Here is a 23,733-nt window from a genome sequence, read left to right as displayed (position 1 = left end):
AATGGTCAAAAATGGCACTCCCATTGCAAACGCGCGCACAGAATCCGTGTCGTGGTCAATTGCATCATTCCCATTGCAAATCGAAGTGACGCAACGGCGTCTCGGAAGGCGATTTTGTCCGTTTAGGGATGGCCGTTCGCCGGTTTCCGCGTATTCGGCCCCGAGACAGGAAGATTCGCATGGCAATGCGCATCATTTTATAATGCGCAGAAGCAATTCAGCATTTCCGTTTGCAATGGGAGCGCATGTTTTGACCACGGCACGGATTCTGTGCGCGTGCTTGCAATGGGAGCGCACCAATTGACCACCTTCGCTAAGGCGCTAGCCGACCAAACATGCCGTGTCGCAGGGCCCATGCCGTAAACCCAGCAAAAAGCAGCCCTTGCGCGCCGAGCGCAAGGGCTGCTTCACCATGGAGACGCGGCGCGTTCCAGCCGCGTCTCAAAAGTTCCAGGCGTGCCGGAGGCCTACATGAGGCGCAGGCCGACCTCCTTCAGCTGGGCCATGGAGACCTCGCTCGGCGCGGCCGACATGAGGTCGGAGCCGGAGCTCGTCTTGGGGAACGCCATGACGTCGCGGATGGAGTCGCTGCCGGCGAGCAGCATGCACACGCGGTCGAGACCGAGCGCGAAGCCGCCCATGGGAGGCGCACCGAAGGTGAGGGCCTCCATGAGGAAGCCGAACTGCTCGCGGGCGCGCTCCTCGGAAAAGCCCATGAACTCGAGCATCTTGAGCTGCAGCTCGGAGTCGTGGATACGCATGCCGCCGCCACCGGCCTCGAAGCCGTCCATGACGAAGTCGTAGGTGCACGACCCCATGGCGAGCGGATCGGTCTCGAGCAGGTCGAGCTCGTCGACATGCGGCAGCGTGAAGGGCTGGTGCTCGGCCTCGTAGCGCTTGGCCTCGTCGTCCCAGTGGAACAGCGGGAAGTCGACGACCCACAGGAAGTCGTGGCCCGTGCGCTCGATGCCCAGCGCGTCGGCCATGTGGGAGCGCATGCCGCCCAGGATCTCGTCGGAGGCGAGACGCGGGCCGGCGGCGAACATCACCAGGTCGCCGGGCTCGACGTCGCAGCGACGGCGCAGCTCGGCCATCTCCTCGTCGGAGAAGAACTTCACGATGGGGCTGTTGATGGAGCCGTCCTCGCGGAACGCGATCCATGCCAGGCCCTTGGCGCCAAAGGTCTCGGCCACCTTGGCGAGCTTGTCGATCTGGGCGCGCGGCCAGGCGCCGGCACCCTTGGCGTTGATCGCCTTGACGACCTGGCCCTCCGTGTTGGCGGCGCCTGCGAACACCTTGAACTTGGAGCTCTTGAACACGTCGGTGAGGTCGACGAGCGTCATGCCGAAGCGCGTGTCGGGCTTGTCGGAGCCGTAGGTGTCCATGGCGTCCCAATAGGAAAGACGGCGCAGCGGCGTGGGCATGTCGACGCCCATGTGCGCGAACGCGTCGTGCAGCACGTCCTCGAGCGCACCCATGACGTCGTCCTGGTCGACGAAGCTCATCTCGATATCGACCTGGGTGAACTCGGGCTGGCGGTCGGCGCGCAGGTCCTCGTCGCGGAAGCACTTGGCGACCTGGTAGTAGCGCTCGACGCCGCCGACCATGAGCAGCTGCTTGAGCAGCTGCGGGGACTGCGGCAGGGCGTAGAAGCTGCCCGGCTGCAGGCGGGAGGGGACGATGAAGTCGCGCGCACCCTCGGGCGTGGACTTGAACAGGCTCGGGGTCTCGACCTCCATGAACGCGCGGTCGTGCAGCGCGCTGCGGATGGCGAAGGTGAAATCGCTGCGCAGCTTGAGGTTGGCCATCATCTCGGGACGGCGCAGATCCAGATAGCGGTAGCGCAGGCGGGTGTCCTCGGAGGTCTCGATGCCGTCCTCGATCTGGAACGGCGGGGTCTTGGAGCGGTTGAGCACCTCGACGCGGTCGGCCAGGACCTCGATCTCGCCGGTGGGGAGCTTGGGGTTCACCGTGTCCTCGTCGCGCGCGATGACGGTGCCGTGCACGAGGATGGGCCACTCGGGACGCATGGTCTCGGCGGTGTGGAACGCCTCGCCCGCGGCGTGCTCGGGATCGAACGTGCACTGCGTGATGCCCTCGCGGTCGCGCAGGTCGCAGAAGATGAGGCCGCCGTGATCGCGGCGACGGCTCACCCAGCCGGTGAGCTTGACCTCCTCGCCGATGTTCTCGGCGCGCAGCTCGCCGCAGGTGCGGGTGTGCATGGAATGGATGTCGACGGGGTTTGCGATGTGGTCGGTAGCCACAGGGGTCCTCCTTATGAGATCTGTGCCGCCCCGTGCCGGTACGGGCGGCCTGCCTACAGATTGCCGAACCTGCGTAGACGGCGCAGGCTGGGCAGTTGCACTAGCATAGCGAAAAACTTCCCTCTCCGCGCATACTTTACAAAGTGGAAGCAAACGGGATGCGGCCGCCTGCCCGCGGCGGCCCCGGCCATCCCTGGGCAGGATGGGTTGAGGCGAACCCGTCCCCACATGACCCATGCATGTCAAGACATTGATTTGCACGGACTGTGCATTATTCGGCACCCTTATGCATAACTCGTGCACATTGTCGCAAAATGACCCAGTAAAAATGAATATTGATAGGTGTTTCCATACTGTTGCATGCATATTTTTTCTTGCCCATGCATAGTTATAAGAATTAGCATAGGGTCCACTCATGAATTCAACGGGGTTTTGGAAGGAGAACTCTCATGAACATCACCCGTAGGCAGTTTGTCCCCCTGGCGGCCGCTTCCGCCATGGCCGCTTTTGGTGTCGCCGGCTGCAGCAACGACACCGCATCCACCGCCACCGGCAGCACACCCGCCGCTGACGCCGGGTCCGCCGACACCTCCTCCGACGGCGAGCTCACCCTGTTCGAATCCGGCAAGCTGACGTTTGCCACCTCGCCCGACTATCCGCCGTTCGAGAACCTCGAGGACGGCGAGTACGTCGGCCTCGATATGGACCTCGGCCGCGCCATCGCCGACTACCTGGGCCTCGAGTGCGTCTACACCAACATCGACTTCGACGGCATCATCCCGGCGATCGTCGCCGGCGGCCAGGCCGACGCGGGCCTCTCCGGCATCTCCATCACGCCCGAGCGCGAGGAGCAGGTCCTGTTCACCGACCCGTACTACATCGACAACCAGGCCGTCGCGGTCATGAGCGACAACACCGAGATCACCGAGGACAACGCCGCTGAGGCGCTCAACAACGAGGCCGTCACCATCGCGGTCCAGAGCGGTTCGACCGGCGCCGACTTCGCCGCCGAGAACTTCCCCAACGCCGAGCAGCTGCCGTTCCCCAACTTCACCGATGCCTTCGCCGCCGTCCAGGCCGGCCAGGCCGATGCGGTCTGCGGCAACAAGGCCGTTGTCGACCAGATGCTCGCCGGCGCGTACTCCGATGAGCACACCGTGCTGACCTCTGCCACCGGCGAGGAGTACGCCATCGCCGTCTCCCAGGACAACCCCGACCTGGTCGACGCCATGAACGAGGCCATCGCCGCACTGACCGAGGACGGCACGCTCGACGAGATCATCGCCAACAACATGGGCTAATCCCCCATCACACGGCAACAGCTTACGCAACCGTTTGCTCGCGGCCCCTCTCCGGTGCGGAAGGGGGCCGCATTTCCCATATGTAGAAGCTAGAAACGAGGCTCCCGTGAGTAGTAGTTCCACACGTCGTCATCTTGCACCGGCCCTGAGCGCCATCATCGTGGCGCTGTGCGCGTGCATTCTGTTTGCCTCCACGCCCGCGCACGCCATGGAGATCGTCAAGTGCACCGGGCGACCCAACTCCGAAGACGACCCCACCGCCATCATGGGCAACACCCAGTCGCGCATCACCTTCGAGGCCACCGTCGATGAGGGGGAGAACGTCTCCCAGCTCGTCCTGCACATTCCCGACGGCACGTCGTTCAACACCGACGACCTGGCGCTGACGCTGCTCACCGGCGACGACCTCATGACGCGCAACGAGGTCGACTACACTGAGACCGTCGACGGGCAGGACCTCGTCCTCGACTTCAACACGCCACTGTCCCAGGCGGGCCACCTGAACATCATCGTCTACGACGTCTACTTCCCCACCGAGGGCGGCGATATGCAGGTCGAGGCGAGCTACTCAACCGCCGACGGCGCGGTCGACAACGCCTCCATCGAGGACATCCCCGTCATCTCCGTGCAGGGCATCTCCGCCACCGAGGCGCTGTCCCAGTGGCTCGAGGAGCAGGACTGGGTGAAGGCGTGGAACTCCAACCGCTTCCTGCGCCTGTTCGCGGACCCGACGATCTTCGTGACGAGCTTCCCGGTCGTGCTGACGGGCTTCTTCATGTCCATCGCCATCGTCGCCGTCGCCTTCCCGCTCGCGATTCCGCTGGGCCTCGTGCTCGCGCTCATGCGCCTTTCCAAGTTCCGCCTGTGGCGCGGCATCGCCACCACCTACGTCAACATCGTGCGCGGCACGCCGCTGTTCCTGCAGATCTACATCGCGTTCTTCGGCCTGCCGCTGGCGGGCATCAACATCCCCAACTTCCCGCTCGGCGTCGTCGTCATGATGCTCAATTCCGGCGCGTACATGTGCGAGATCTTCCGCGCCGGCATCCTCTCCATCAGCAAGGGGCAGACCGAGGCGGCGCGCTCGCTGGGCATGAACCGCCTGCAGACCACGCTCTACGTCATCCTTCCGCAGATGTTCCGCCTGGTGATCCCCAACCTCACGAGCGAGTTCATCACGCTGTACAAGGACACCTCGCTGCTCGCCGCTGTCGGCATCATGGAGCTCGTCATGTACGCGCGCACCATCGTGGCGTCCACCGGCTCCATCACGCCCTATATCGTGGCGGCCCTGTTCTACCTGGTCATCACCCTGCCGCTGTCCAAGGTCACGCGCCATCTTGAGGAGCGCACCCGCGCCGGGCGCAAGCGCAAGCGCAAAGGCGTCCCCGCGGCGTCCGCAACGACGAAGGAGGCTTAACCGATCATGGCCGATACCGCATCCACGCCCGCCACGCCCGCAGCGGGCGAGGCGATCATCCGCATCCAGAACCTGCGCAAGAGCTTCGGCGACCTCGAGGTCCTGCTCGACATCTCGCTCGACATCCACCGCGGCGAGGTCGTCGTCATCCTGGGCCCGTCGGGCTCCGGCAAGTCCACGATGCTGCGCTGCCTGAACCTTCTCGAGGAGCCCACGGGCGGCTCGATCATCTTCGAGGGCAAGGACATCACCGACCCCAAGGTCGACGTCAACAAGGTCCGCGAGCACATGGGCATGGTGTTCCAGCAGTTCAACCTGTTCCCGCACCTCGACGCCCTGCACAACGTCATGCTCGCGCAGCAGAAGGTGCTCAAGCGCTCTGCCTCCGACGCCGAGCGCATCGCCATGGAGCAGCTCACCCGCGTCGGGCTTGCCGACCGCGCCGACCACTTCCCCAGCGAGCTTTCCGGTGGCCAGCAGCAGCGCGTGGCCATCGCCCGTGCGCTTGCCATGGAGCCGCACGTGATGCTGTTCGACGAGGCCACGAGCGCGCTCGACCCCGAGCTCGTGCGCGGCGTCCTCGACGTCATGCGCGAGCTCGCCCAGGGCGGCATGACCATGGTCGTCGTCACCCACGAGATGGGCTTCGCCCGCGATGTCGCCGACCGCGTCATCTTCATGGACGGCGGCGTGATCGTGGAGCAGGGCTCGCCCGACGAGGTCTTCAACCATCCCAAGAGCGAGCGCACCCGCGCCTTCCTGGGCGAGGTCAGCCTTAAGTAATCGAATCGCCCGCCCCGTGCGCAAAGGCTTGCACGGGGCGGGCGATTTTTTTCGGAATGCTTCGTAGGCTGGGCAGATGCACCATGTGCGAGCTCGCCTGCAGCTCAAGCTCTCCCCAAGAGCATCCATTTCCATGCAGGAATGATCTTGATGTGGCCTTCCTGCATCTCGACGCCGCCTTCCTCCCGCAGCGTGATCACGGTTCCCTCGTCAGCACGGGTCGCCTTCATCGCAGCAGACAACGACCCGATTTCGCGGGCCCTCGTCTTCTCGGCGCTCATATCATCCGTAACCTGATAGAGGACATATGGCTCGGATGCCAAAGAATCCCCTACCAGAAAATCTATCTTCTCCCGCCGCGAAGAGGGAACGGTAAACGAGGTGATCGTCTCTATGCGGCGTCCCGAAGTCCCTCTCAAAAGCTCGATGAACACCGCCGTTTCCAACCGTTTGCCGATATCCTGCTGATTGGCGCGCGAGACCGCATAGGCCAAGCCGGCATCCGCTGCGTACACCTTCGGCGCTGCCGTGCTATCGGGCGCGAGCGATACCGAAAACTCAGGCAGCAGCTTGATGAGGTGCGCCTGCTCGAAAAGGCGAACCGTCTCGTTGATCGTTTCCCATGACGTCCTGTATCCCGCTGCGCGCAAGCCGTCAACCAGACGGTTGACCGACAGGTCGCACCCGGTATTGCGCAAGCAGAACAGGGCGACCTGCGTTGCGAGCGAAATGCCCACACGTGGGTATCTGTCGACAACATCCCGAGCAACCACATCGCGCATATACGACTGCAACATCGAAATACGTGCACCCGGGGAAAGTCTTTGAACTCCCGGGAAGCCGCCCTCGAGAAGAAATCGGTCGAAGAGGGCCTCAAGCTGAGTTCTGAGCTGAGGAGATACGGCTCCGTGTTCCCGCAGCTCCTCTGAAGTGGGAATATCGACGTCCTGGAATCCGCAAAACTCACGAAACGACAAAGGGAACATGCGGCACTCCAGAGAGCGCCCGCGAAACGTCGATGCGATCTCGTCTGCAGACATCTTGGAGGTCGACCCCGTGATCACGAGCGTGATGCGTTCGTGCTCAGCAATGCGCTGGCAGAACCCCTGCCAGCCATCGGCCTCCTGCACCTCATCAAGAAACAGATATGAACCTTCGGACCGTGCCGTGGGAACTTGGCGCCAGTATTCTTCGACCACATCGTTCAGCAACGTCGAGGGAGCGGGGGCCAGCCGCTCGTCTGCAAAATTGAAATAGAAAACTCGGTCGCGCGCGACGCCCGCCTTCAGCAACTCGTGAATCATCTGAAACACGTAGAACGTTTTCCCGCTGCGGCGCATGCCCGTAATGATGTGCACGAGATTGAAGAGATTCGGCTTGGGAAGCTCATCGGTTATCTTCGTGCGCGCAACTACCAGCGGAAAGGAAAACTCAAGCGCTTCACGGACAAGCGCTGCATATTCTTGGGGAGCCGGAGACACCATTTCCTCCTGTTCCTTGTCAGAATTCTCAAAGTCAGTGTACAACTTCTCGCCATCAAAGAGAAGTTTTGACGATATCTTCTCTCCGATGGCAAGAAGTTCAATAAGAATGCCGCTATCTCATATACAGCGAGATAGCGGCATCCGTTAAGCCGTTTAGAAATGAGACGTGCCTCCGAAAGGCATGCGGTATTACCCCGTGTTCTGGAGGCCCGCGGAGACGCCGGTCACGGTCGCGAGGATGAGGCTCAGGTACTTCGCCTTGGCCTCCTCGGAAAGGTCGCGGCCCTCGTCGCGCACGATGCGCAGGGCGCGCACCTGCGCGAGCGACAGCACGTCGACGTACGGGTCGCGCACGCGGACCGCGCGCCCCAGCACGCGGCGATGCTCGAGCGGCCACTCGTCGCCCACGATCGCCAGAACCCAGCGACGCGTGAGCTGCATCTCGTCGTACACCGCATGGGCCAGGTCGGCGCGATCGCCCAGCGCCAGGTACATCTTGGCGAGACGACCGTCCGTCTTGGCGATGGACATCTCCACGTTGTCGATGAACGTCGAGAACAGCGGCCACTCCCGATACGCCCGCCTGAGCGTCTCGAGGTCGCCGAACGCCTCGCAGGCGCTGCCCAGGCCGTACCACGCCGCCAGGTTGATGCGCGCCTGGCTCCAGCTGAACACCCACGGGATCGTGCGCAGGTCGTCCAGCGACTTGGCGCCCAGGCCGCGCTTGGCGGGACGCGAGCCGATGGGCAGCAGGCCGACTTCGGTCAGCGGGGTCACCGTCGAGAACCACGGCGTGAAGTCGGGCATATGCAGCAGGTCGAGATACCGTTCGTGCGAGACGCGGTCGAGCTCGTCTGCCATGGCGAGGTACTTCTCGGTCATCTCGGTGTTCGCGCGCTCCACCGACGGGGCGGAATTGAGCAGCGTCGCCGCCGCGACCCCCTCGACGTGGCGCTGCGCCAGCACCGGGTTGCCGTAGCGCGCGAAGATGACCTCACCCTGCTCGGTGACCTTGAAGAAGCACCTCACCGAGCCGGCGGGCTGCGCCAGCACCGCGCGGTTGGCCGGACCGCCGCCGCGGCCGACCGCTCCGCCGCGGCCGTGCATGAGCACCAAGTCGATATCGTGCTCGTCGGCCCAGACGGCGATGCGCTTCTGGGCGTAATGCAGCGCGAGCGTGGCGGTCGTGGGGCCGGCATCCTTCGCGGAGTCTGAGTAGCCGAGCATGACCTCCATCTTGCGGCCCGTCTGCGCGAGACGGGCCTGGACCGCCGGCAGCTCGAGCATGTCGTTCAGCACGTCGACGCAGTGCTCCAGATCCTCCAGCTGCTCGAACAGCGGGATGACATCGAGCTGCGGCACGTCCGAGGCATGCGCGAACGCCAGGTTCGCCAGCTCGTAGACATCGGCCACATGCTGGGCGGATTTCGTGAACGAAATGATATAGCGGTGCGCCATCTTGACCGCATAGCGCTTTTGGATGGAGCCGATCGCGCGAAACGTGTCGAGCACCTCGCGCGTCATGGGCTGCAGGTCTCCGTGGATGCCGTGCTCGCGGATGTCCTCAAGCGCCCGCGTGTGCACGAGCGAATGCTGGCGGAACTCCATCTCCACCATGTGGAACCCGAACGACTCCGTCTGCCAGATGAGCGTCTGGACCGGGCCGTAGGCGGCGCGCTCGGCACCTGCCGCGGCAAGCGAGCGCTGGACCACGCGCAGGTCGGCCAGGAAGTCCTCCGCCGAGGCGTACATCACGTCGGCATCGCGCGCCACCGTTCCGTCCAGGCGGTCGGCCATGACCAGCATGACGGCGCGATGCGGCTCGGATGCGGAGATGTCGCGCGCCCGGCTCGTGATGATCTCGCTCATCTCGACCTGATGGTTCCACAGGTTGAGCAGCTCGTCGGACGGCGCCGCGTATCCCGCCTCGAGGGTGAGGTTGCGGCCCACGCGGCGGCACTTGTCGGCGAGCGTCGCCACCATGTGCTTGTAGAACTTCGCCGCGACCTCGCGGCTCACCTTCGCGGTGACATTGGGGTTGCCGTCGCGGTCCGACCCGATCCAGCTGCCCGGATGGAAAAACGCGGGGCAGACGGGCGGCACGATGCCAGCGCCCTCGCCGAGCACCCAGTCATCGAAGCGCCGGTAGATGCGCGGAACGATGTCGAACAACGTATGGTCGAAGATGTCGATGACGGTGTCCGCCTCCTCGACCGGCGTCGGCTTCTTGATGGCGACCGGCGAGGTGCGCACGAGCGCATCGATCTCCTGCAGCATGTGGCGCTCGTTTTCCGCAAGATCCAAGCCGCCCAGATGGGGGCGCTCGGAAAGAAGCTTGCCGATACGCCTGATCTTGCCCTCGACGGCACGGCGGCGCGCCTCCGTGGGATGTGCCGTGAACACCGGGTGGAACTCGAGCTTGTTCAGCAGATCCGTCGCCTTGTCCACGCCGACCTCATCGATCAGCTGCTTGAACGCGATCGTGAGCTCGTTGGACGGATCGACGTCCGCCTCGATGGACACCAGGCGCTCGCGATCGTGCAGCGTCTCGACGCGGTAGTTTTCCTCGCACAGGTTCGCGAGGTGGAAAAACGAAGTGAAGGCGCGCACCAGGGTCTCGAGCGTCTGCAGCGGCAGCTCGTCGACGAGCTCGACGGCCGCGCGAAACGCGCTGTTGCTGTCATTGGTCGCCAGCGGCACGCCCTGCTCGTCGGTTTTCTCCGACGCTGCGGCAGCACCGGGGTTTCCTTCGTTCGCATGGATCGCGTGACGCAGCAGCACGTCGAACAGCTCGCAGATCTGGGGATCGTACTCCTTGAGCACGCGGCGCTCGAGCCGCTGGAACAGCGCCAGGTTGTCACGCAGGCTGTCGGGAATCTCGATCTCCGACAGCGGTCCGCACGTCAGCGCACCGACCGTCTCCTTCAGCTCCGATAGCAGCTGCGCGCGCTCTTCCGGCTGTCCAATCTCTTCCGCCATTCGCACACCCTCCTTCCGATGCAAGCGGGAAACCACCCACCGAGCAGTTGTTACCGCTTGAAGAAAGAACACGATAAGAACACTCGGAAAGTATACGTGAGTCCCCCGCACGCACAACAGGCTTCACAGAGTTCACGCTTTAGCAAACTAAATCAACCAATCAGCTGCCCCGCGCACACCGCGGCGCATAGCGAGCGTGAGGGCAGAGGCTGCGCCAACGCAACGTGGGCCCGTAGGCCGGGCATGGAATGGATTGACCGGCATCTCCCCTGCTCCTCGGAGGTGGTCAATGAACGCACTCCCATTGCAAATACTCGTGCAGAATCAGCAGCATGGTCAATGAGTGCGTTCCCATTGCAAACAGTAATACCGAACCAGATTCGGTTTATCATATTATGATATGCACTGAGATTCGGAGCGCCCTTTGGGGCCTCGCAAGTCCGAAAAAGCTCCTATACCCAACCTCATACAGAGTCATGAGCCGCTGTTGGCGCCTTTCCGCCACTTCGATTTGCAATGGGAGTGAGGTGATTGACCACAACTCAATCCTTCTATGAGAAATTGCAATGGGAATGCACTCATTGACCATCTTCCGGGCGGCATTGGCCGCCCGCCCCCCCCAATGACAGAGCCCTCCAAACGCAGCATGCCCGCCTGCCTGCCGCGTCGCGGCAGGCAGGCGGGCATGAGAAACCGAATCCCTCGCGCGGTCCTACGCGAGCAGGCGCGCGACAGCCTCGACGACGGCGCCGCGGTCCACCAGCTCCTCGTCGTGGGTCACCATGTTGCGGACCTTCACCTTGCCGGCGGCGAGCTCGTCGCCGCCGATGACCAGGATCAGGCGGGCATCGAGCTTGTCGGCCTGCTTGAACTGGCTCTTGAGCGAACGCCCCTGGTAGTCCGCCTCGGTGCGGATGCCGGCGGCGCGCAGCTCGTGCGTCAGGGCGAAGACCTCGCCGCGCAGCTCGGAACCGGCGTTCGCCACATAAACGCACGGCTCGATCCCGGTCGCCATATCGGCGCCGAACGCCTCGAGCGCGAGCATGGCGCGCTCGAATCCCACGGCAAAGCCGACACCCGGCGTGGGCTTGCCGCCCTCCAGCTCGACCAGGCCGTCATAGCGACCGCCGCCGCCGATGGAACCGACCCCGGCGCCGGGCGCCTCGACCTCGAACACGGTGCGGGTATAGTAGTCCAGACCGCGCACGAGCGTGGGGTCCTCGACATACTCGATACCCGCGGCATCGAGATACCGCTTGACCTGCTCGTAATGGCTGCAGCAGTCGTCGCACAGGTTGTCGCGCATGAGCGGCGCCGCCTTCATGACCTCGCGGCAGTGGTCGTTTTTGCAGTCGAAGGCGCGCAGCGGGTTGAGCTCGGCGCGCTCGCGGCACTCGTCGCACATCTCGTCGGCGTGGTCGAGGATGAAATCGCGCACCGCGTCGCGGTAGGCCGGACGGCACGCGGGATCGCCCATCGAGTTGATCAGCAGACGGAGCTTGCCCAGATCGAATCCCAGGCGCTTGTAGAACTCCATGAGCATGATGATGCACTCGGCGTCGGCAGCGGGGTCGGGAGCGCCCAGCCACTCGATGCCGACCTGGTGGAACTGGCGCAGACGCCCCTTCTGCGGGCGCTCGCCGCGAAACATCGCCTCGGCGTAGTAGGCCTTGAACGGCGTGGCGCCCTGCGGAACCAGGTTGTTCTCCACCACGGCGCGCACGACGCCGGCCGTGCCCTCGGGACGCAGGGCCAGGCGCTGCTTGGCCTTGAGCTTGGCGTCGGTCCCCTCTTCGAGCACGCGCGCGAAGTTGGCTCCCGAGAACACGCGGAACATCTCCTTGCGCACCACGTCGGTCGACTGGCCGATGCCGTGGACGAACACGTCGAGCTGCTCGATAGCGGGCGTCTCGATCATGTCGAACCCGTAGGGCTCGAACACCTCGGCCGCCACCTCCTGCATATGACGCCAAGCGCGCATATCGCGCCCGATCAGATCCTTGGTGCCCTCAGCCCTCTGTGCCTGCATATGTTCCCCTTATGTCGTGCCTGCCCGTGAGGCGGCGATTGAATTCGGTCACTCATTATATGATGAGACAATACGACAACGAACCCAGTCACCAGATTCTTACCAGACATACGACGCAAAGGACGCAGCAGATGCACCGATTCACCAACGATTACTCCGAAGGGGCGGCGCCCGAGATCCTCGAAGCGCTCATCCGCACGAACGACGAGCAGACGCCCGGATACGGCGACGACGCCCACTGCGCGCACGCTGCCGACCTGATCCGCGCGGCGACAAAGCAGCCGGATGCCTACGTGCGCTTCGTGCCGGGCGGTACCGTTGCCAACATGCTCGCCATCAGCGCGCTCACCGAGGATTTCGAGGGCCCCATCTGCGCCGCCGACGCGCACCCCACCATCCACGAGACGGGCGCCATCGAGGCGTGCGGCCGGCGCCTGCTGGCAACGGACGACCCCTTCGGCATCCTCACGCCTGACGCGGCGGAACTCACCTACCAGCACATGACGGCGACCGGCTGCCACACCACGCGCCCCGCCATGATCTACTTCTCGAACACCACCGAGTACGGGCACGTCTACACACGCGCCGAGTTCGACGCGCTGTGCGACTGGGCCGCCTCGCACGAGCTGGCCGTCTACGTCGACGGCGCCCGCATGGCGAGCGCGATGACCGCCGCGGGCGGCGACCTCGACATCGAGCACATCGCCGCGCGCGCCGACGCGTTCACGCTGGGCGGTACCAAAAACGGCATGCTCTTCGGCGAGGCGCTCGTGGTGAGCCCGCGCTCCGCCCGCGGCATGCGCGCCATCGACAGGATCCCCTACCTCACGAAACGCGCCGGCGCGATGACCGCCAAGGGCCGTCTCATGGGCGTCATGTACGAGGCGGCCTTCGATCCCGCGAAGGCGAACGAGGCGGGCGACGTCCCCTACTGGGCATACGCGCGCCGAGCGAACGCCTGCGCGGTGCGTCTGGCCGAGGGGCTTGCCCGCGCCGGCTTCGAGCCCTACATCAACACGAACGGCAACCAGCAGTTCTTCTGGGCGACGCCCGCGCAGGCCGAAGCCCTCGTCGACACCCTGGGCTGCGAGACCATGATCGCCGAAGACCCCACGGGCGCCGGCCGCGTCGTCGTGCGCTTCGTCACGAGCTGGGCCACGACCGAGGGGCACGTCGACGAAGCGGTCGCATACGCCCAGACGCTCGTGTAGCGCTTACCCCTGCAATGGGTCGGTTGGGGACGGGTTCGTTTCAACCCATGCCGCCGGGTCTGCCCGGGCCGGAGGGGTGCCCCCGATTTGCAAAAAAGCACGCGCAAGGTACGTCCCCAATTTGCACGTTAAAAGGCGGGGGCGCCGCGTACGACGCCCCCGCCTGCACAGTCTTCTGAACGACCGTTAACGCACCTGCGCCACGTGTACGACGTTTGTCGACGTCACGCCGTCGGAGAAGGTGATGGAGGTGTCCGGGTCGCCCACCGTAAGCACGGCCACGTCGCCCACGCGAACGTATCCGCGCTGCTTGGCGCAGTTGATCGCCGTCTTGACGATATAGCGCTTATCCCCGATCTCGCCCTCGGTCACCGGGTCGACGCCCCAGTAGATGGTCATCTTGCGCGTGGCGGCGTCATGCGGCGTCACGGCAAGGATCGGCAGCATCGGTCGGAAGTTGGACACCAGACGCGCCGAACGGCCGGATTCGGTCGGGATGATGATGGCGCGCGCCTTCACGTTGAACGCCGTGCTCACCGCGGCCAGACCGATCGCGCTGTTGATCGCGCGGATACCCGTCTCGTCCGTGTGGATGTCCAGGCGGTTGTGCTCGGGCATCGTGGCCTCGGCGATCAGCGCGATGTTGGCCATCATCTTCAAGGCCTCGAGCGGGTACTTGCCCGCGGCCGTCTCGCCGGAAAGCATGGTCGCATCGGTGCCGTCGTTGATGGCGTTGGCCACGTCGGTCACCTCTGCGCGCGTCGGGCGCGGGTTGCGGATCATCGAGTCGAGCATCTGGGTCGCGGTGATGACGGGCTTATAGGCCTTGTTGCACTTCTGGATGATCTCCTTCTGGATGGTGGGGCACACCTCGGGCGCCACCTCGACGCCCAGGTCGCCGCGGGCGACCATGATGCCGTCGGCCTCCTTCAGGATGTCATCGAAGTGGTAGACGGCCATGGCGCATTCGATCTTCGGTAAGATGTCTACGTTCTTGCCGCCGTTCTCATCGCACAGCTTGCGGATCTCGCGCACGCCGGCCGCATCGCGGATGAAGGACGCCGCGATGAAATCGATGCCCTCTTCCAGGCCGAACAGGATGTCCTTGCGGTCCTGCTCGGTGATGGTGGGCAGCGACAGCTTGGCGTTCGGGACGTTCACGCCCTTCTTCTCGCCCAGCTCGCCGCCGTTCTCGACATAGCAGGTCATGTCCTGGCCCGAGATGCCCTTGACCGTGAGACCGATCAGGCCGTCGTCGATCAGGATCGTGCTTCCCACGTGGACCTCGCGCGGAAGCTCGAGGTGATCCAGATAGAAATGCTCGGCGTTGCCCTGCAGGTCCTCAGAGGTCTCGGCCGCAGTCACCGTGACGGTCGAGCCGGGCTCGAGCGCCACCTTGGCATGGCCCTCCAGAAAGCCCGTGCGGATCTCGGGCCCCTTGGTGTCGAGCAGGATGCCCACCGGGATGCCGAGCTCGCCGGAGATGCGCTTGACGCGCTCCATGCGCGCACGCTGCTCCTCGTGGCTGCCGTGCGAGAAATTGAAACGGGCGACGTTCATGCCCGCCTTGATCATCTCGCGGAGGATATCGTCGTCATCACAAGCCGGTCCCATGGTGCAAACGATCTTTGTACGCTTATTCATGCTCCGCTCCACCTTTCTTGAATACGCTCCCGCGCATGCCGACAAAATCCCCTGCGATGCTATAAGCGTAACGGCACGCGCAAGAGGTTCGCGCGGCCGGTCTTCAAACGGTCGGATTGTCTGGTGAGCGTTGCGCGATCATCCGCGCAGGTAGCACAAGGCAATGTTCATATGACGGGGATGCGTTGTCTGGCGGCGCGAGCCCACAGGGGCCGTCCGCGACGCTTCACGTCCACAAAAAAGCCCGCCGGGAATCTCCGGCGGGCTTTGCAGCGTATCGATTCGTTGCCGTTATGCGCGACCGATGGAACCGAGGTTCTCCATGCGGATCTTCACGATCTTGGTGATCTCGGCCATGCCGGCACGGCCCGGCTTCTTGGGGTCGAAGGCGTTCGGGTTCTCGGCCATGAAGCCCTGATAGCCGCGGGTGTACGCCTGGCGCAGCTCGGTGGCGTAGTTGACCTTGCAGATGCCGTTCTTCACGGCCTCGGCGACCTGCTCATCGGGCACACCGGAGGTGCCGTGCAGCACCAGCGGCACGTCCACGGCGGCGCGGATGGCGCGCACGACGTCCTGCTCGATATGCGGGGTCTCGGTATACACGCCGTGAGCGGTGCCCACGCCGATGGCGAGGCTGGTGCAGCCGGTGCGCTCGACGAACTCACGCGCCTCGTCCGGATCGGTGTAGGGGTTCTCGCCCTCGACCGCCGGACCGTCGTCCTCCTTGCCGCCGACCTTGCCGAGCTCGGCCTCCACCGGCACGCCCATGGCGGCACCGGCGCGCGCCACGCTCGCGGTGAGCGCGATGTTGTCCTCGAAGCTCTCATGCGAGCCGTCGATCATGACGGAGGTGTAGCCGGTGCGGAGCGCCTGCATGCAGCGATCGTAGCCGTCGCCGTGGTCGAGGTGCAGGGCGACCGGCACGCTCGCGCGCTCGGCAGCGGCCTTCACCATGCCGTAGAAATAATCGAGACCGGCGAACTTCACCGTACCGGGCGTGGTCTGCATGATCACCGGGGACTTGGTCTCCTCGGCGGCAGCCAGCACGGCCATGACGAACTCGAGGTTCTCGATGTTGAAGGCACCGACCGCATAGTGGTTCTTCTGGGCATCGAGCAGCATGTCCTTGGTGGTAACGAGCATCGGTTTCGCTCCCTCCTGCCGCGCTCCTCTCGGGGCGGCCACGCGGCGCCGCATCCCTCTGACCGGCGCATCCGTTGCCTGTATTGTACGAAATGGGAGCACGCGGTGCGCCGTGCGGGATAAACGGTGCGCTCGGGCATGGGAAAGGAAAGAAAAACCGCTTCGCATGCGCCCGCATGCATCCTGTGCAGGATCTGCGCTCTAGCACAGGATGCGTCTCGGCATTTTTGCGCGTGACTCGTCGCCGCCCGACGTTTCTCTTTCGAATGAAAAGCAACCGCAAGCATTTTGCTTGCCTAAAAAGAAATAAGAGAAAAGCAAAATCTACACAACTCGGCCACTGACACGACGAGCTGCACCTATGAAGGTATCACCCGGCCGGAATGCACGGAATCGGCGCTGATTCCGTGCATTCCGGCCGGGTGATACCAGGAGTGATGCACCGCCGCCCCGATGCGCTCCATGTGCATCGGGGCGGCCCAAGAAGGAGAGGCAATTTCTTATCGTCCGGCGAACGCGTCGCGCAGGATATTCACCAGATCCTGCTTGCTCACGGCGCAGGGGTTGGTGGGCGTGCAGCGATCGTGCTGCGCTGCCTCGGCGATGGCAGACAGCTCGGCCTCGAACCTCGCGGCGTCGATGCGCCCGAGCTCGGACAGGCTGTTCTCGATGCCGAGATCGGCGCGAAGAGCGCAGATACGCGTCAGCAGCTCATCCGCGTCGGCCATGCCCAGCTCGACGGCCAGACGCTCGTAGGCCTCGCGGCAGTCGGAGCGGCCCAGGTGGAAGCGGATCACATACGGCAGCAGCACGGCGTTCAGGCGGCCGTGCGCCACGTGGAAACGGCCGCCCAACGCATGGGCGAGCGAATGGTTGATACCCAGACCCGCATTGGTGAACGCGATGCCCGCTATGCACGACGCCTCGATCATGCGCGTGCGGCTGCGCATGGCCATGCCGTCGCGGAAGGCGGCGGGCAGATCGGCGCACACGATCCGCAGGGCCTTGACCGCCATGGCGTCGGTAAACGACGTCGCCGTGCTCGACACGTAGGCCTCGAGCGCATGGGTGAGCACGTCCATGCCCGTGTCCGCCGTGACCGCGGGGGGCACGGTGCGCGTGAAGTCGGCTTCGAGCAGCGCGCCGTCGGGCGCCAGGAAATCGTCGATGAGCACGACCTTGTCGCTGCCGCGCGTGACGACCGCGAAGTTGGTCACCTCCGAACCGGTTCCGGCCGTCGTGGGGACGGCCAGGAAATAGGGGCGCTCCATGCCGCCCTCGCACGCGGACAGCAGCATCGCCTTTGCCGCGTCGATGCACGAGCCGCCGCCGAACGCCACGAGCAGGTCGGGGCGCACGCGGGCGAGCACGGCCGCGCCCTCGTCGACCAGCTCCTGGCTGGGATCGGGCCGCACGTTGGAATACGTCTCGTAGCGGGCGCCGGCAGGCAGGTGCTGCACCAGCTTGGCGAGCGCGCCCGACGACTCCAAAAAGCCGTCGGTGATGATGAGCAGGTTGCGATACGGCATCTCGGACAGGTGCTCAACGGCACGGAAACCGAAAAACAGCTCGGTCTTCATCTTGTATGCATTCATGGATGCTCCTAAACAGATATTAAGGCGAGGCCGGAACACGGGGCAGGCGGGCGCGGGCGGGCGCGGAGCCTTCGGGCGGGTCGAGCCCTGCCGGCGCTCCCCTACTTGATGGGGGCGAGGACCTCGGCGACGAAGCGGTCGGGATCGTAGGTGGTCCAGTAGTCGGTGACGAAGCGCTCGTACGAACAGCCCGCCAACCGGTAGCCGTGCTCGTCCGCGAACGCCGCCATCCGGTCGTAGGCCTCCCCCAGCTCCTCGAAGGGCCCCACATGGTAGGTGGCCAGGTACATGCCGTCGGGGCGTACGAAGCGGGCCTCGGGGTCGACCGTGCGGACCGCGTGCTGCAGTACCATCGCATCGCAGGGCTCGCCCTGCGAGCACCGCTGACGCCACGCGTCGAACGACTCGTGCCGCAAGATCACCGGCCCGGTGATGGGGTTGTCGTTGTCGGCCACGAACTTGGAGAACTCGAGGTTGATGGTGGCCTCGGCGAAATCCCCGTTGAACCGATACGGCATGGCCAAAAAGGTGTCGGCGGGCAAAAACACCGTGCGCACCTCGGTGGGGCGGGCGCCCAGCACGTAGTTGGCCTCGTGGATGAGCGCGACCCAGTCGTCGATGATGCGCATGCGCTCGCGGATGAGCTGCATCTCGCGCTCCCACGCATCGCGGCGCTCGGCAAAGGTCTGCTCGATCTCGCCGAAATCGGAGTTGAAGATGCGCGAGATGTCCTCGAGGGTGAACCCCATGTTCTTGAGGTAGTTGACCACGGGGATCTTGAGCATGGTGTTGCGCGTGTAGTAGCGGTAGCCGTTGTCACCGATCACGTCGGGCTCGATGATCTTGAGCTCGTCGTAATGGCGCAGGCTGCGCTGGGACACCCCGCCGATGCGGCTCACCTCGCCGATCAGGTACAGCTCCTCGCCCGCGTCATCGCGGCCGGTCCGTCTTCTGGTCATGCCGTCGCCTCCAATGCCGTAAGAAGGCCCACCGTGTAGCGGTAGGTGTCCTCGATAGCGTTCACGCGGCCGCGCTCCTGGCGGAGCAGCCCGTCGCGCAGCGCGAAGAGCGTGCGCAGGCGGTAGCCGGCGGCCTCGGCCAGATAGTAGTCGAGCGCGGAGACGCGCCCCGGCTCGCTGACGGCCCCGCGCGCATGCCCCGACGTCACGGACAGGTCGCGAGACGCCTCCTCCAGGCGAGCGCGCACAAGGTCCGCGATCTCGCCTAGCACGGCGGCGCGCACCGGCGAGGGCACCTCCAGACGCGCCGCCCAGGTGGCGGCGTAGCGCTCGGGGTCGGTCGCCCCCATCATGCGGGCGTACTTCTCCTCGACGAGGTTGCGGCCGACCGTCTCGGCGCCGCGCAGATCGTCGAGGATATACGGTAGCGCCGCGCGCGGGAAGGCGAGGTGCTGCGCCAGCCGATACACGAAAAACGACTGCAGGTCGTCTTGGCAGGACGCTCGGCCGAACATGCCCTCAACGCGGTCGAACTGCTCCCACTCGAGCGCCACGATCTCGCGCAGGACGGCCGTATCGGCTTCACCCGCGCCCGCGCGCCCGAGCAGCGCGCGCACGCCGGGGCGAGCGAACAGCGGATACACCTCCAAACGGCGCCCGGACGGCGCGCCCAGCTTGCAGCAGCCCATGTCCTCTCCTCGAATCGAAGATGCCTCACGCGTACGCGCCGGCACCCAAGGGGCAGGCGCGCAGATACTCGTCCTCGATGCGGCCATGGATGTCGAGCGCCGCATCCAGCAGGAAATCGCTTGCGCAACCCGTCCATCCCAGCGTGCGCACCGCGCCCAGCACACCTGCGCACAGGCACTCGACCTCGCCCGCGCGCACCGTGCGCACGGGCGCCGCCACGAGCGCCTCGATCCACGCCGCATAGGCGCGGCCCGCCGCCGTGCGCTCGACAAGCGATCTGAACGACCACTTGTAGAACGGCATATATACCCGGCTCAGCAGATGCAGGACCGCCATGAGGGCGCATGCGAACTCGGCGCGCGCCGCCCCGGCGGCTACGGCGTCGCCTCGCGACAGGCAGCGCGGCAGGTTGTACTGGCCCGCCTGGGCCATGGTCGCAAGGTTTGCCGCCACCTTTTGGCGCACCACCGGCTCGGGATAAAAGCCCTCGTAGACGTGGCGAGCCGCAGAGATGCCGCCGCCCTCGTCGACAAAGACCTCGCCGCCCGACACCACGGCCAGAAACTGCTCGGGAATCGCCAGCCATTCGCGGGACGTCGCCGGCGGGCGATCGAGCCCGGTGAAGGCGCGCAAAAACGAGCCCGTCTCGAACACGCCCACGCGCTTGCCGGAAAGCGGCGCGGCCTGCGGGCGGGTGAAGCCCAGAAACGTGCGAGGCAGCGCGTCGTAGCGCCTCTGCAGCTCGGGACCCCAGACATCGAAGACCGCTGCGGGCAGCCAGATGCAAAAGCCCGGCCCGAAGTCGTGGTCGCGCGACAGCTCGTCATCGAACCCCAGGCACTCCGACCCCGGCCCTACCAGGCCGACGGCCGCCTGGGCGCGCACGTCGGCAGGCAGGCCGGCGAACAGCGACGGCCCGTAGGCCTCGAAGTAGCGGCGCGAAAGCTCGAGCCCCTTCACGATGCACCCGCCTCCCATCCGGCAAGACGCGCGGCGCGGGACCCCGCCGCCCGCAGGCGCTCGACGTTCTCGGACGCACCGACCTTGTCGGCAAGGGAGCGCGCCGCCTCCCGGTAGCACACCGCCGCCTCGGCATAGCGGCCCTGCAGCATGCGGAGCTGCCCTGCGGCGGCGAAGGCGTTCGGGCGGTGGATATCGCGTCCGCCGCTCAGCGTGAGGAAGGCCTCGAGCGCCGGCGCGAGCGCGCGCTCCGCCGCATCGAGCCGCCCCTCGTCGATGAGCAGCTGCGCCAGGTTCACGCGGGCCACCGCGCGAGCGCCCGCAGAACCCGGTACCCGCCCGAGCAGGTCGACGGCGCGTTCCAGGTCGCGCCGGGCATCCGCCATGCGGCCGAGCCCGCGCCACGCGGAGCTACGGTTGTTGCAGATGGCGGAGCGCTCGTAGCAGCACTCCGGCTCATCGGCGAGCAGGGCCTCGGCGGCGTCGAACAGCTCGACCGCCTCGGCGAACGACCCCTGCGCCACGCACACGTCACCGTAGTTGAGCAGAAGACTCGCGCGCGAGCGGACGGGGACCTCACCGGGGCGCCGCTCGAGCAGGGAAAGCGCCTCGCGATACAGCTCGCGGGCGCGCCCGAGCTCGCCCCGGGTGCGGGCCACGCTGCCGAACTCGTTGGCGACCACGATCACGGCGTCGGCCGATCCGCAGGCGCGGGCGCGCAGGAGCGCCTCTTCGAAGAAGCGCACCACCTCGTCGCCGTGCAGCTCCCGATAGCAGTGGTCTGCGTCGCGCAGGAAGCCCTCGATGTCGAATGCGCGCGAGTCCATGGCGCGTTACGGAAGGATGGTCTCGACGTCGGTGTGCGGACGCGGGATGACGTGGACCGAGCGGAGCTCGCCCACGCGCTGCGCCGCCGCGGCGCCGGCGTCGGTCGCGGCCTTCACGGCCGCCACGTCGCCGCGCACGAACGTGGTCACGATGCCCGCGCCCACGTTGACCTTGCCGATCAGGCGCACGTCGGCGGCCTTCACCATAGCGTCGCTGGCCTCGACGGCGCCCACCGCGCCGTAGGTCTCGACCATACCCAGTGCCTCGTTCATGATTGTCCTCCTCATCTGCGGGGCCTAAAGCCCCTGGAACATGTAGTCGTCGGGGCGATGCGCCCCGCTTGCCGCGCGGCGCGCAGGGGTAATGTGCCCGCGCGCGCCGAGGTGCATGCGTTACTCGGGGATGCTGCGAAACGCCTTCACGAGCTCCTCGACCATCCTCTTCAGCTCGTCGGCGTCGACGGCATCGGAGGGCTTGTCGGCCTGAGCCGGAGCGGTCACCGGAGCGCAAGCCGCGCCGCAGCCGCAGCCCGGCGAATAGGAGATCGGCGCCGTGGCGGCCTGAGCCGGGGCGGATGCGCAGCACGCGGCATCCTTGTGACCGCGGGCGCGCGCCAGCTCGGGATGGTACTTCGCGAACAGCTCGTCGCGGGCCACCAGCTCGTCGGGCTCGATGATGCCGTTCACCACGCGCTTGACGTTGATGAGGTGGCGCGGCCCCACGTTCTCGGACACGGAGCTGCCGCCCCAGGTGCCGCAGCCCAGCGTCAGCGCGATGTCCAGACCGGTGGAAAGGCCCGTGCCGCCCTGGGTGCCGCCGGTGTTGATCAGGATGCGCGAGGCGGGTTTCACCGAGAACTTGCGCACGATGTCCTTGCTCTCGGTGTGGATGCTCATGGTGTGGCCGATGCCGTTTTGGAGCAGCGCGATCGACAGGTCGCACGCCTCCTCCCAGTTGGACACCGTGTAGAAGCCCAGCACGCAGGTGAGTTTCTCGTAGGACAGCGACCACTTGTCGCCCACGCCGTGCTGCTCGCCGATGAGCACGCGGGTGCCGGCGGGAACGGTGATGCCGGCGGCGTCGGCGATGACCTGGGCGCTGCGGCCCACGAACTTGGGGCTCATGGCGTGGCCGTTGCGGAACAGCAGCGCGCAGACCTTGTTGCACTCGTCCTCGGACATGAAGTAGCCGCCCTGGCGGGTAAACTCGGCGATGACGGCTTCGCGGTTGCAGGTCTCGCAGATCACGCTCTGCTCGGATGCGCAGATGGTGCCGTTGTCGAAGGTCTTGGACGCCATGATGCGGCGGACGGCGGCGTGCACGTCGGCCGTGGCCTCGATGTAGGCCGGCGAGTTGCCCGCGCCCACGCCGAGGGCCGGCTTGCCCGAGCTGTAGGCGGCCTTCACCATGCCGGGGCCGCCGGTGGCGATGATCATGGCCACCTCGGGTGCATGCATGAGCTCGTTGGTCGCCGCCATCGTGGACAGGGTGATGCCCTGGATGATGTTGGCCGGCGCACCGGCCTCGACGGCGGCGTCGCACATGAGCTGGATGGCCGTCTGCGTGCACTTGGCCGCCGCGGGATGCGGCGAGAACACGATGGCGTTGCGCGCCTTGAGGGCGATGAGCGACTTGTAGAGCACCGTCGAGGTGGGGTTCGTCGAGGGGACGATGCCCATGAGCAGGCCGACGGGCTCGGCGATGGTGATGGTCTGGAGCTTTTCGTCGACATCGATGATGCCGATGGTCTTCTGGTCGCGGATCTGCTCGTACAGCAGGCCAGAGGCCATATGGTTCTTGTAGACCTTGTCTTCCACGACGCCGAAACCGGTCTCCTCGACGGCCATGCGCGCAAGCTGCTCGCCGTTGGCCTCGGCGACCTCGACCATGTGACGCAAGATGCGGTCGATCTGCTCCTCGGTGAACTCGGCGATCTGGTTCGCGGCGACCTTGCCGCGGCGGGCGAGCTCGCGTGCGGCCTGGATGCTCTGAAGGTCGAAATCGAAATCCTGCATCGTGCCTCCTTCCATAGGTGTGATTCGTTGACGCGGGCGCGGGCACGACTGTCTGCGTCCGAAACTGATGGCAGCCGGTCCTGTCGGTTGCTGCCGCACGGGCCGGCGCATATGCGACTGGACGCGCGCTGGGGCCAGAGGGAGACGCCGGACGGTTCATCCGGCGCCTCCTCGGGGAGACACCGATCTTTTGTCTCCCGGGCCCTCAGCGCGCGGGTCCAGACGCGAGAGGGGGATCGATCCGAAGGCTCGCATCGGCAGGCCGCGAGCCCCGGTATGCGGCGGGCGGAGCTAGGCGCCCGATCCGCTACTTCGAGGAGGGCAGGATCGTCTCGACCGAGCCGTCGGGGCGCGGGATGACGTGGACCGAGAGCAGCTCGCCCACGCGCTGGGCCGCCGCGGCGCCGGCGTCGGTGGCGGCCTTCACG

At 65.7% G+C, this 23,733-nt stretch carries 17 protein-coding genes and 1 pseudogene; 4 read left to right on the top strand and 14 right to left on the bottom strand.

Features of this window, described 5'->3' with window-relative positions:
- Nucleotides 1-467: 467 nt before the first annotated feature.
- Nucleotides 468-2,222, bottom strand: coding sequence for an aspartate--tRNA ligase (gene aspS / locus B5F74_RS06615; RefSeq protein WP_087201242.1), 1,755 nt, complete (start codon nt 2,220-2,222; stop codon nt 468-470).
- A 491-nt stretch (nt 2,223-2,713) separates the two neighbouring features.
- Here aspS and B5F74_RS06610 point away from each other — a divergent pair, with 491 nt between their 5' ends.
- The 3 genes from B5F74_RS06610 (at nt 2,714) to B5F74_RS06600 (ending at nt 5,768) form a co-directional block, all read left to right on the top strand.
- Nucleotides 2,714-3,565 (top strand): ABC transporter substrate-binding protein, encoded by an 852-nt coding sequence (locus tag B5F74_RS06610; RefSeq protein ID WP_066828620.1) that lies wholly within the window; start codon nt 2,714-2,716, stop codon nt 3,563-3,565.
- 106 nt (nt 3,566-3,671) lie between these two features.
- On the top strand, nt 3,672-4,985 hold the full coding sequence (locus B5F74_RS06605) for an amino acid ABC transporter permease (protein ID WP_239283391.1): 1,314 nt from the start codon (nt 3,672-3,674) through the stop codon (nt 4,983-4,985).
- A gap of 6 nt (nt 4,986-4,991) precedes the next feature.
- On the top strand, nt 4,992-5,768 hold the full coding sequence (locus B5F74_RS06600; RefSeq protein ID WP_087201057.1) for an amino acid ABC transporter ATP-binding protein: 777 nt from the start codon (nt 4,992-4,994) through the stop codon (nt 5,766-5,768).
- A 104-nt stretch (nt 5,769-5,872) separates the two neighbouring features.
- On the opposite strand, the gene B5F74_RS06595 is transcribed toward B5F74_RS06600, so the two are convergent.
- The 3 genes from B5F74_RS06595 to hisS all read right to left on the bottom strand — a co-directional run bounded on the left by B5F74_RS06595 (nt 5,873) and on the right by hisS (nt 12,260).
- On the bottom strand, nt 5,873-7,294 hold the full coding sequence (locus B5F74_RS06595) for an ATP-binding protein (protein ID WP_239283389.1): 1,422 nt from the start codon (nt 7,292-7,294) through the stop codon (nt 5,873-5,875).
- Nucleotides 7,295-7,441: 147 nt separating this feature from the next.
- Nucleotides 7,442-10,231, bottom strand: a complete 2,790-nt coding sequence (locus B5F74_RS06590) for a phosphoenolpyruvate carboxylase (protein ID WP_087201055.1) — start codon at nt 10,229-10,231, stop codon at nt 7,442-7,444.
- Nucleotides 10,232-10,943: 712 nt separating this feature from the next.
- Entirely contained in the window at nt 10,944-12,260 is a 1,317-nt protein-coding gene (gene hisS, locus B5F74_RS06585) for a histidine--tRNA ligase (protein ID WP_087201053.1), read from the bottom strand.
- A gap of 131 nt (nt 12,261-12,391) precedes the next feature.
- On the opposite strand from hisS, the gene B5F74_RS06580 reads away from it, so the two are divergent.
- Nucleotides 12,392-13,471, top strand: coding sequence for a beta-eliminating lyase-related protein (locus B5F74_RS06580; protein ID WP_087201051.1), 1,080 nt, complete (start codon nt 12,392-12,394; stop codon nt 13,469-13,471).
- Nucleotides 13,472-13,657: 186 nt separating this feature from the next.
- On the opposite strand, the gene pyk is transcribed toward B5F74_RS06580, so the two are convergent.
- The 10 genes and pseudogenes from pyk to B5F74_RS06530 form a co-directional block, all read right to left on the bottom strand.
- Nucleotides 13,658-15,115, bottom strand: a complete 1,458-nt coding sequence (pyk, locus tag B5F74_RS06575; RefSeq protein ID WP_087201050.1) for a pyruvate kinase — start codon at nt 15,113-15,115, stop codon at nt 13,658-13,660.
- A 291-nt stretch (nt 15,116-15,406) separates the two neighbouring features.
- Nucleotides 15,407-16,258, bottom strand: a complete 852-nt coding sequence (locus B5F74_RS06570) for a class II fructose-bisphosphate aldolase (RefSeq protein ID WP_087201048.1) — start codon at nt 16,256-16,258, stop codon at nt 15,407-15,409.
- A gap of 500 nt (nt 16,259-16,758) precedes the next feature.
- Nucleotides 16,759-17,853 carry a 1-propanol dehydrogenase PduQ gene (locus tag B5F74_RS06565; RefSeq protein ID WP_087201046.1) on the bottom strand — a complete coding sequence of 365 codons (1,095 nt, stop codon included), beginning with the start codon at nt 17,851-17,853 and terminating at the stop codon, nt 16,759-16,761.
- Between the two features lie 101 nt (nt 17,854-17,954).
- Nucleotides 17,955-18,812 (bottom strand): MerR family transcriptional regulator, encoded by an 858-nt coding sequence (locus B5F74_RS06560; protein WP_087201044.1) that lies wholly within the window; start codon nt 18,810-18,812, stop codon nt 17,955-17,957.
- Nucleotides 18,809-19,501, bottom strand: a complete 693-nt coding sequence (locus B5F74_RS06555; RefSeq protein ID WP_158095711.1) for a DUF4125 family protein — start codon at nt 19,499-19,501, stop codon at nt 18,809-18,811. The genes B5F74_RS06560 and B5F74_RS06555 overlap by 4 nt, the downstream gene beginning before the upstream one ends.
- Nucleotides 19,502-19,526: 25 nt before the next feature.
- On the bottom strand, nt 19,527-20,462 hold the full coding sequence (locus B5F74_RS06550) for a DUF4037 domain-containing protein (RefSeq protein ID WP_087201040.1): 936 nt from the start codon (nt 20,460-20,462) through the stop codon (nt 19,527-19,529).
- Nucleotides 20,459-21,289, bottom strand: coding sequence for a tetratricopeptide repeat protein (locus tag B5F74_RS06545; RefSeq protein WP_087201038.1), 831 nt, complete (start codon nt 21,287-21,289; stop codon nt 20,459-20,461). The genes B5F74_RS06550 and B5F74_RS06545 overlap by 4 nt, the downstream gene beginning before the upstream one ends.
- 6 nt (nt 21,290-21,295) lie before the next feature.
- Entirely contained in the window at nt 21,296-21,562 is a 267-nt protein-coding gene (locus B5F74_RS06540; protein ID WP_087201036.1) for a BMC domain-containing protein, read from the bottom strand.
- Between the two features lie 120 nt (nt 21,563-21,682).
- Nucleotides 21,683-23,305, bottom strand: a complete 1,623-nt coding sequence (locus tag B5F74_RS06535) for an acetaldehyde dehydrogenase (acetylating) (RefSeq protein WP_087201034.1) — start codon at nt 23,303-23,305, stop codon at nt 21,683-21,685.
- Between the two features lie 307 nt (nt 23,306-23,612).
- Nucleotides 23,613-23,733 (bottom strand): annotated as a pseudogene (locus B5F74_RS06530) (carbon dioxide concentrating mechanism/carboxysome shell protein); the annotation flags it as partial.

Source organism: Collinsella sp. An271, assembly GCF_002159695.1.
Taxonomy (GTDB): domain Bacteria; phylum Actinomycetota; class Coriobacteriia; order Coriobacteriales; family Coriobacteriaceae; genus Collinsella; species Collinsella ihumii.
This window is presented reverse-complemented; position numbering and strand designations above follow the sequence as displayed.

What these genes read in the sequence shown, in the direction of transcription:
- aspS (WP_087201242.1), bottom strand. Translation starts at nt 2,222, where the DNA reads ATGCACACCCGCACCTGCGGCGAGCTGCGCGCCGAGAACATCGGCGAG.
- B5F74_RS06610 (WP_066828620.1), top strand. Translation starts at nt 2,714, where the DNA reads ATGAACATCACCCGTAGGCAGTTTGTCCCCCTGGCGGCCGCTTCCGCC.
- B5F74_RS06600 (WP_087201057.1), top strand. Translation starts at nt 4,992, where the DNA reads ATGGCCGATACCGCATCCACGCCCGCCACGCCCGCAGCGGGCGAGGCG.
- B5F74_RS06590 (WP_087201055.1), bottom strand. Translation starts at nt 10,231, where the DNA reads ATGGCGGAAGAGATTGGACAGCCGGAAGAGCGCGCGCAGCTGCTATCG.
- hisS (WP_087201053.1), bottom strand. Translation starts at nt 12,260, where the DNA reads ATGCAGGCACAGAGGGCTGAGGGCACCAAGGATCTGATCGGGCGCGAT.
- B5F74_RS06580 (WP_087201051.1), top strand. Translation starts at nt 12,392, where the DNA reads ATGCACCGATTCACCAACGATTACTCCGAAGGGGCGGCGCCCGAGATC.
- pyk (WP_087201050.1), bottom strand. Translation starts at nt 15,115, where the DNA reads ATGAATAAGCGTACAAAGATCGTTTGCACCATGGGACCGGCTTGTGAT.
- B5F74_RS06570 (WP_087201048.1), bottom strand. Translation starts at nt 16,258, where the DNA reads ATGCTCGTTACCACCAAGGACATGCTGCTCGATGCCCAGAAGAACCAC.
- B5F74_RS06565 (WP_087201046.1), bottom strand. Translation starts at nt 17,853, where the DNA reads ATGAATGCATACAAGATGAAGACCGAGCTGTTTTTCGGTTTCCGTGCC.
- B5F74_RS06560 (WP_087201044.1), bottom strand. Translation starts at nt 18,812, where the DNA reads ATGACCAGAAGACGGACCGGCCGCGATGACGCGGGCGAGGAGCTGTAC.
- B5F74_RS06555 (WP_158095711.1), bottom strand. Translation starts at nt 19,501, where the DNA reads ATGGGCTGCTGCAAGCTGGGCGCGCCGTCCGGGCGCCGTTTGGAGGTG.
- B5F74_RS06545 (WP_087201038.1), bottom strand. Translation starts at nt 21,289, where the DNA reads ATGGACTCGCGCGCATTCGACATCGAGGGCTTCCTGCGCGACGCAGAC.
- B5F74_RS06540 (WP_087201036.1), bottom strand. Translation starts at nt 21,562, where the DNA reads ATGAACGAGGCACTGGGTATGGTCGAGACCTACGGCGCGGTGGGCGCC.
- B5F74_RS06535 (WP_087201034.1), bottom strand. Translation starts at nt 23,305, where the DNA reads ATGCAGGATTTCGATTTCGACCTTCAGAGCATCCAGGCCGCACGCGAG.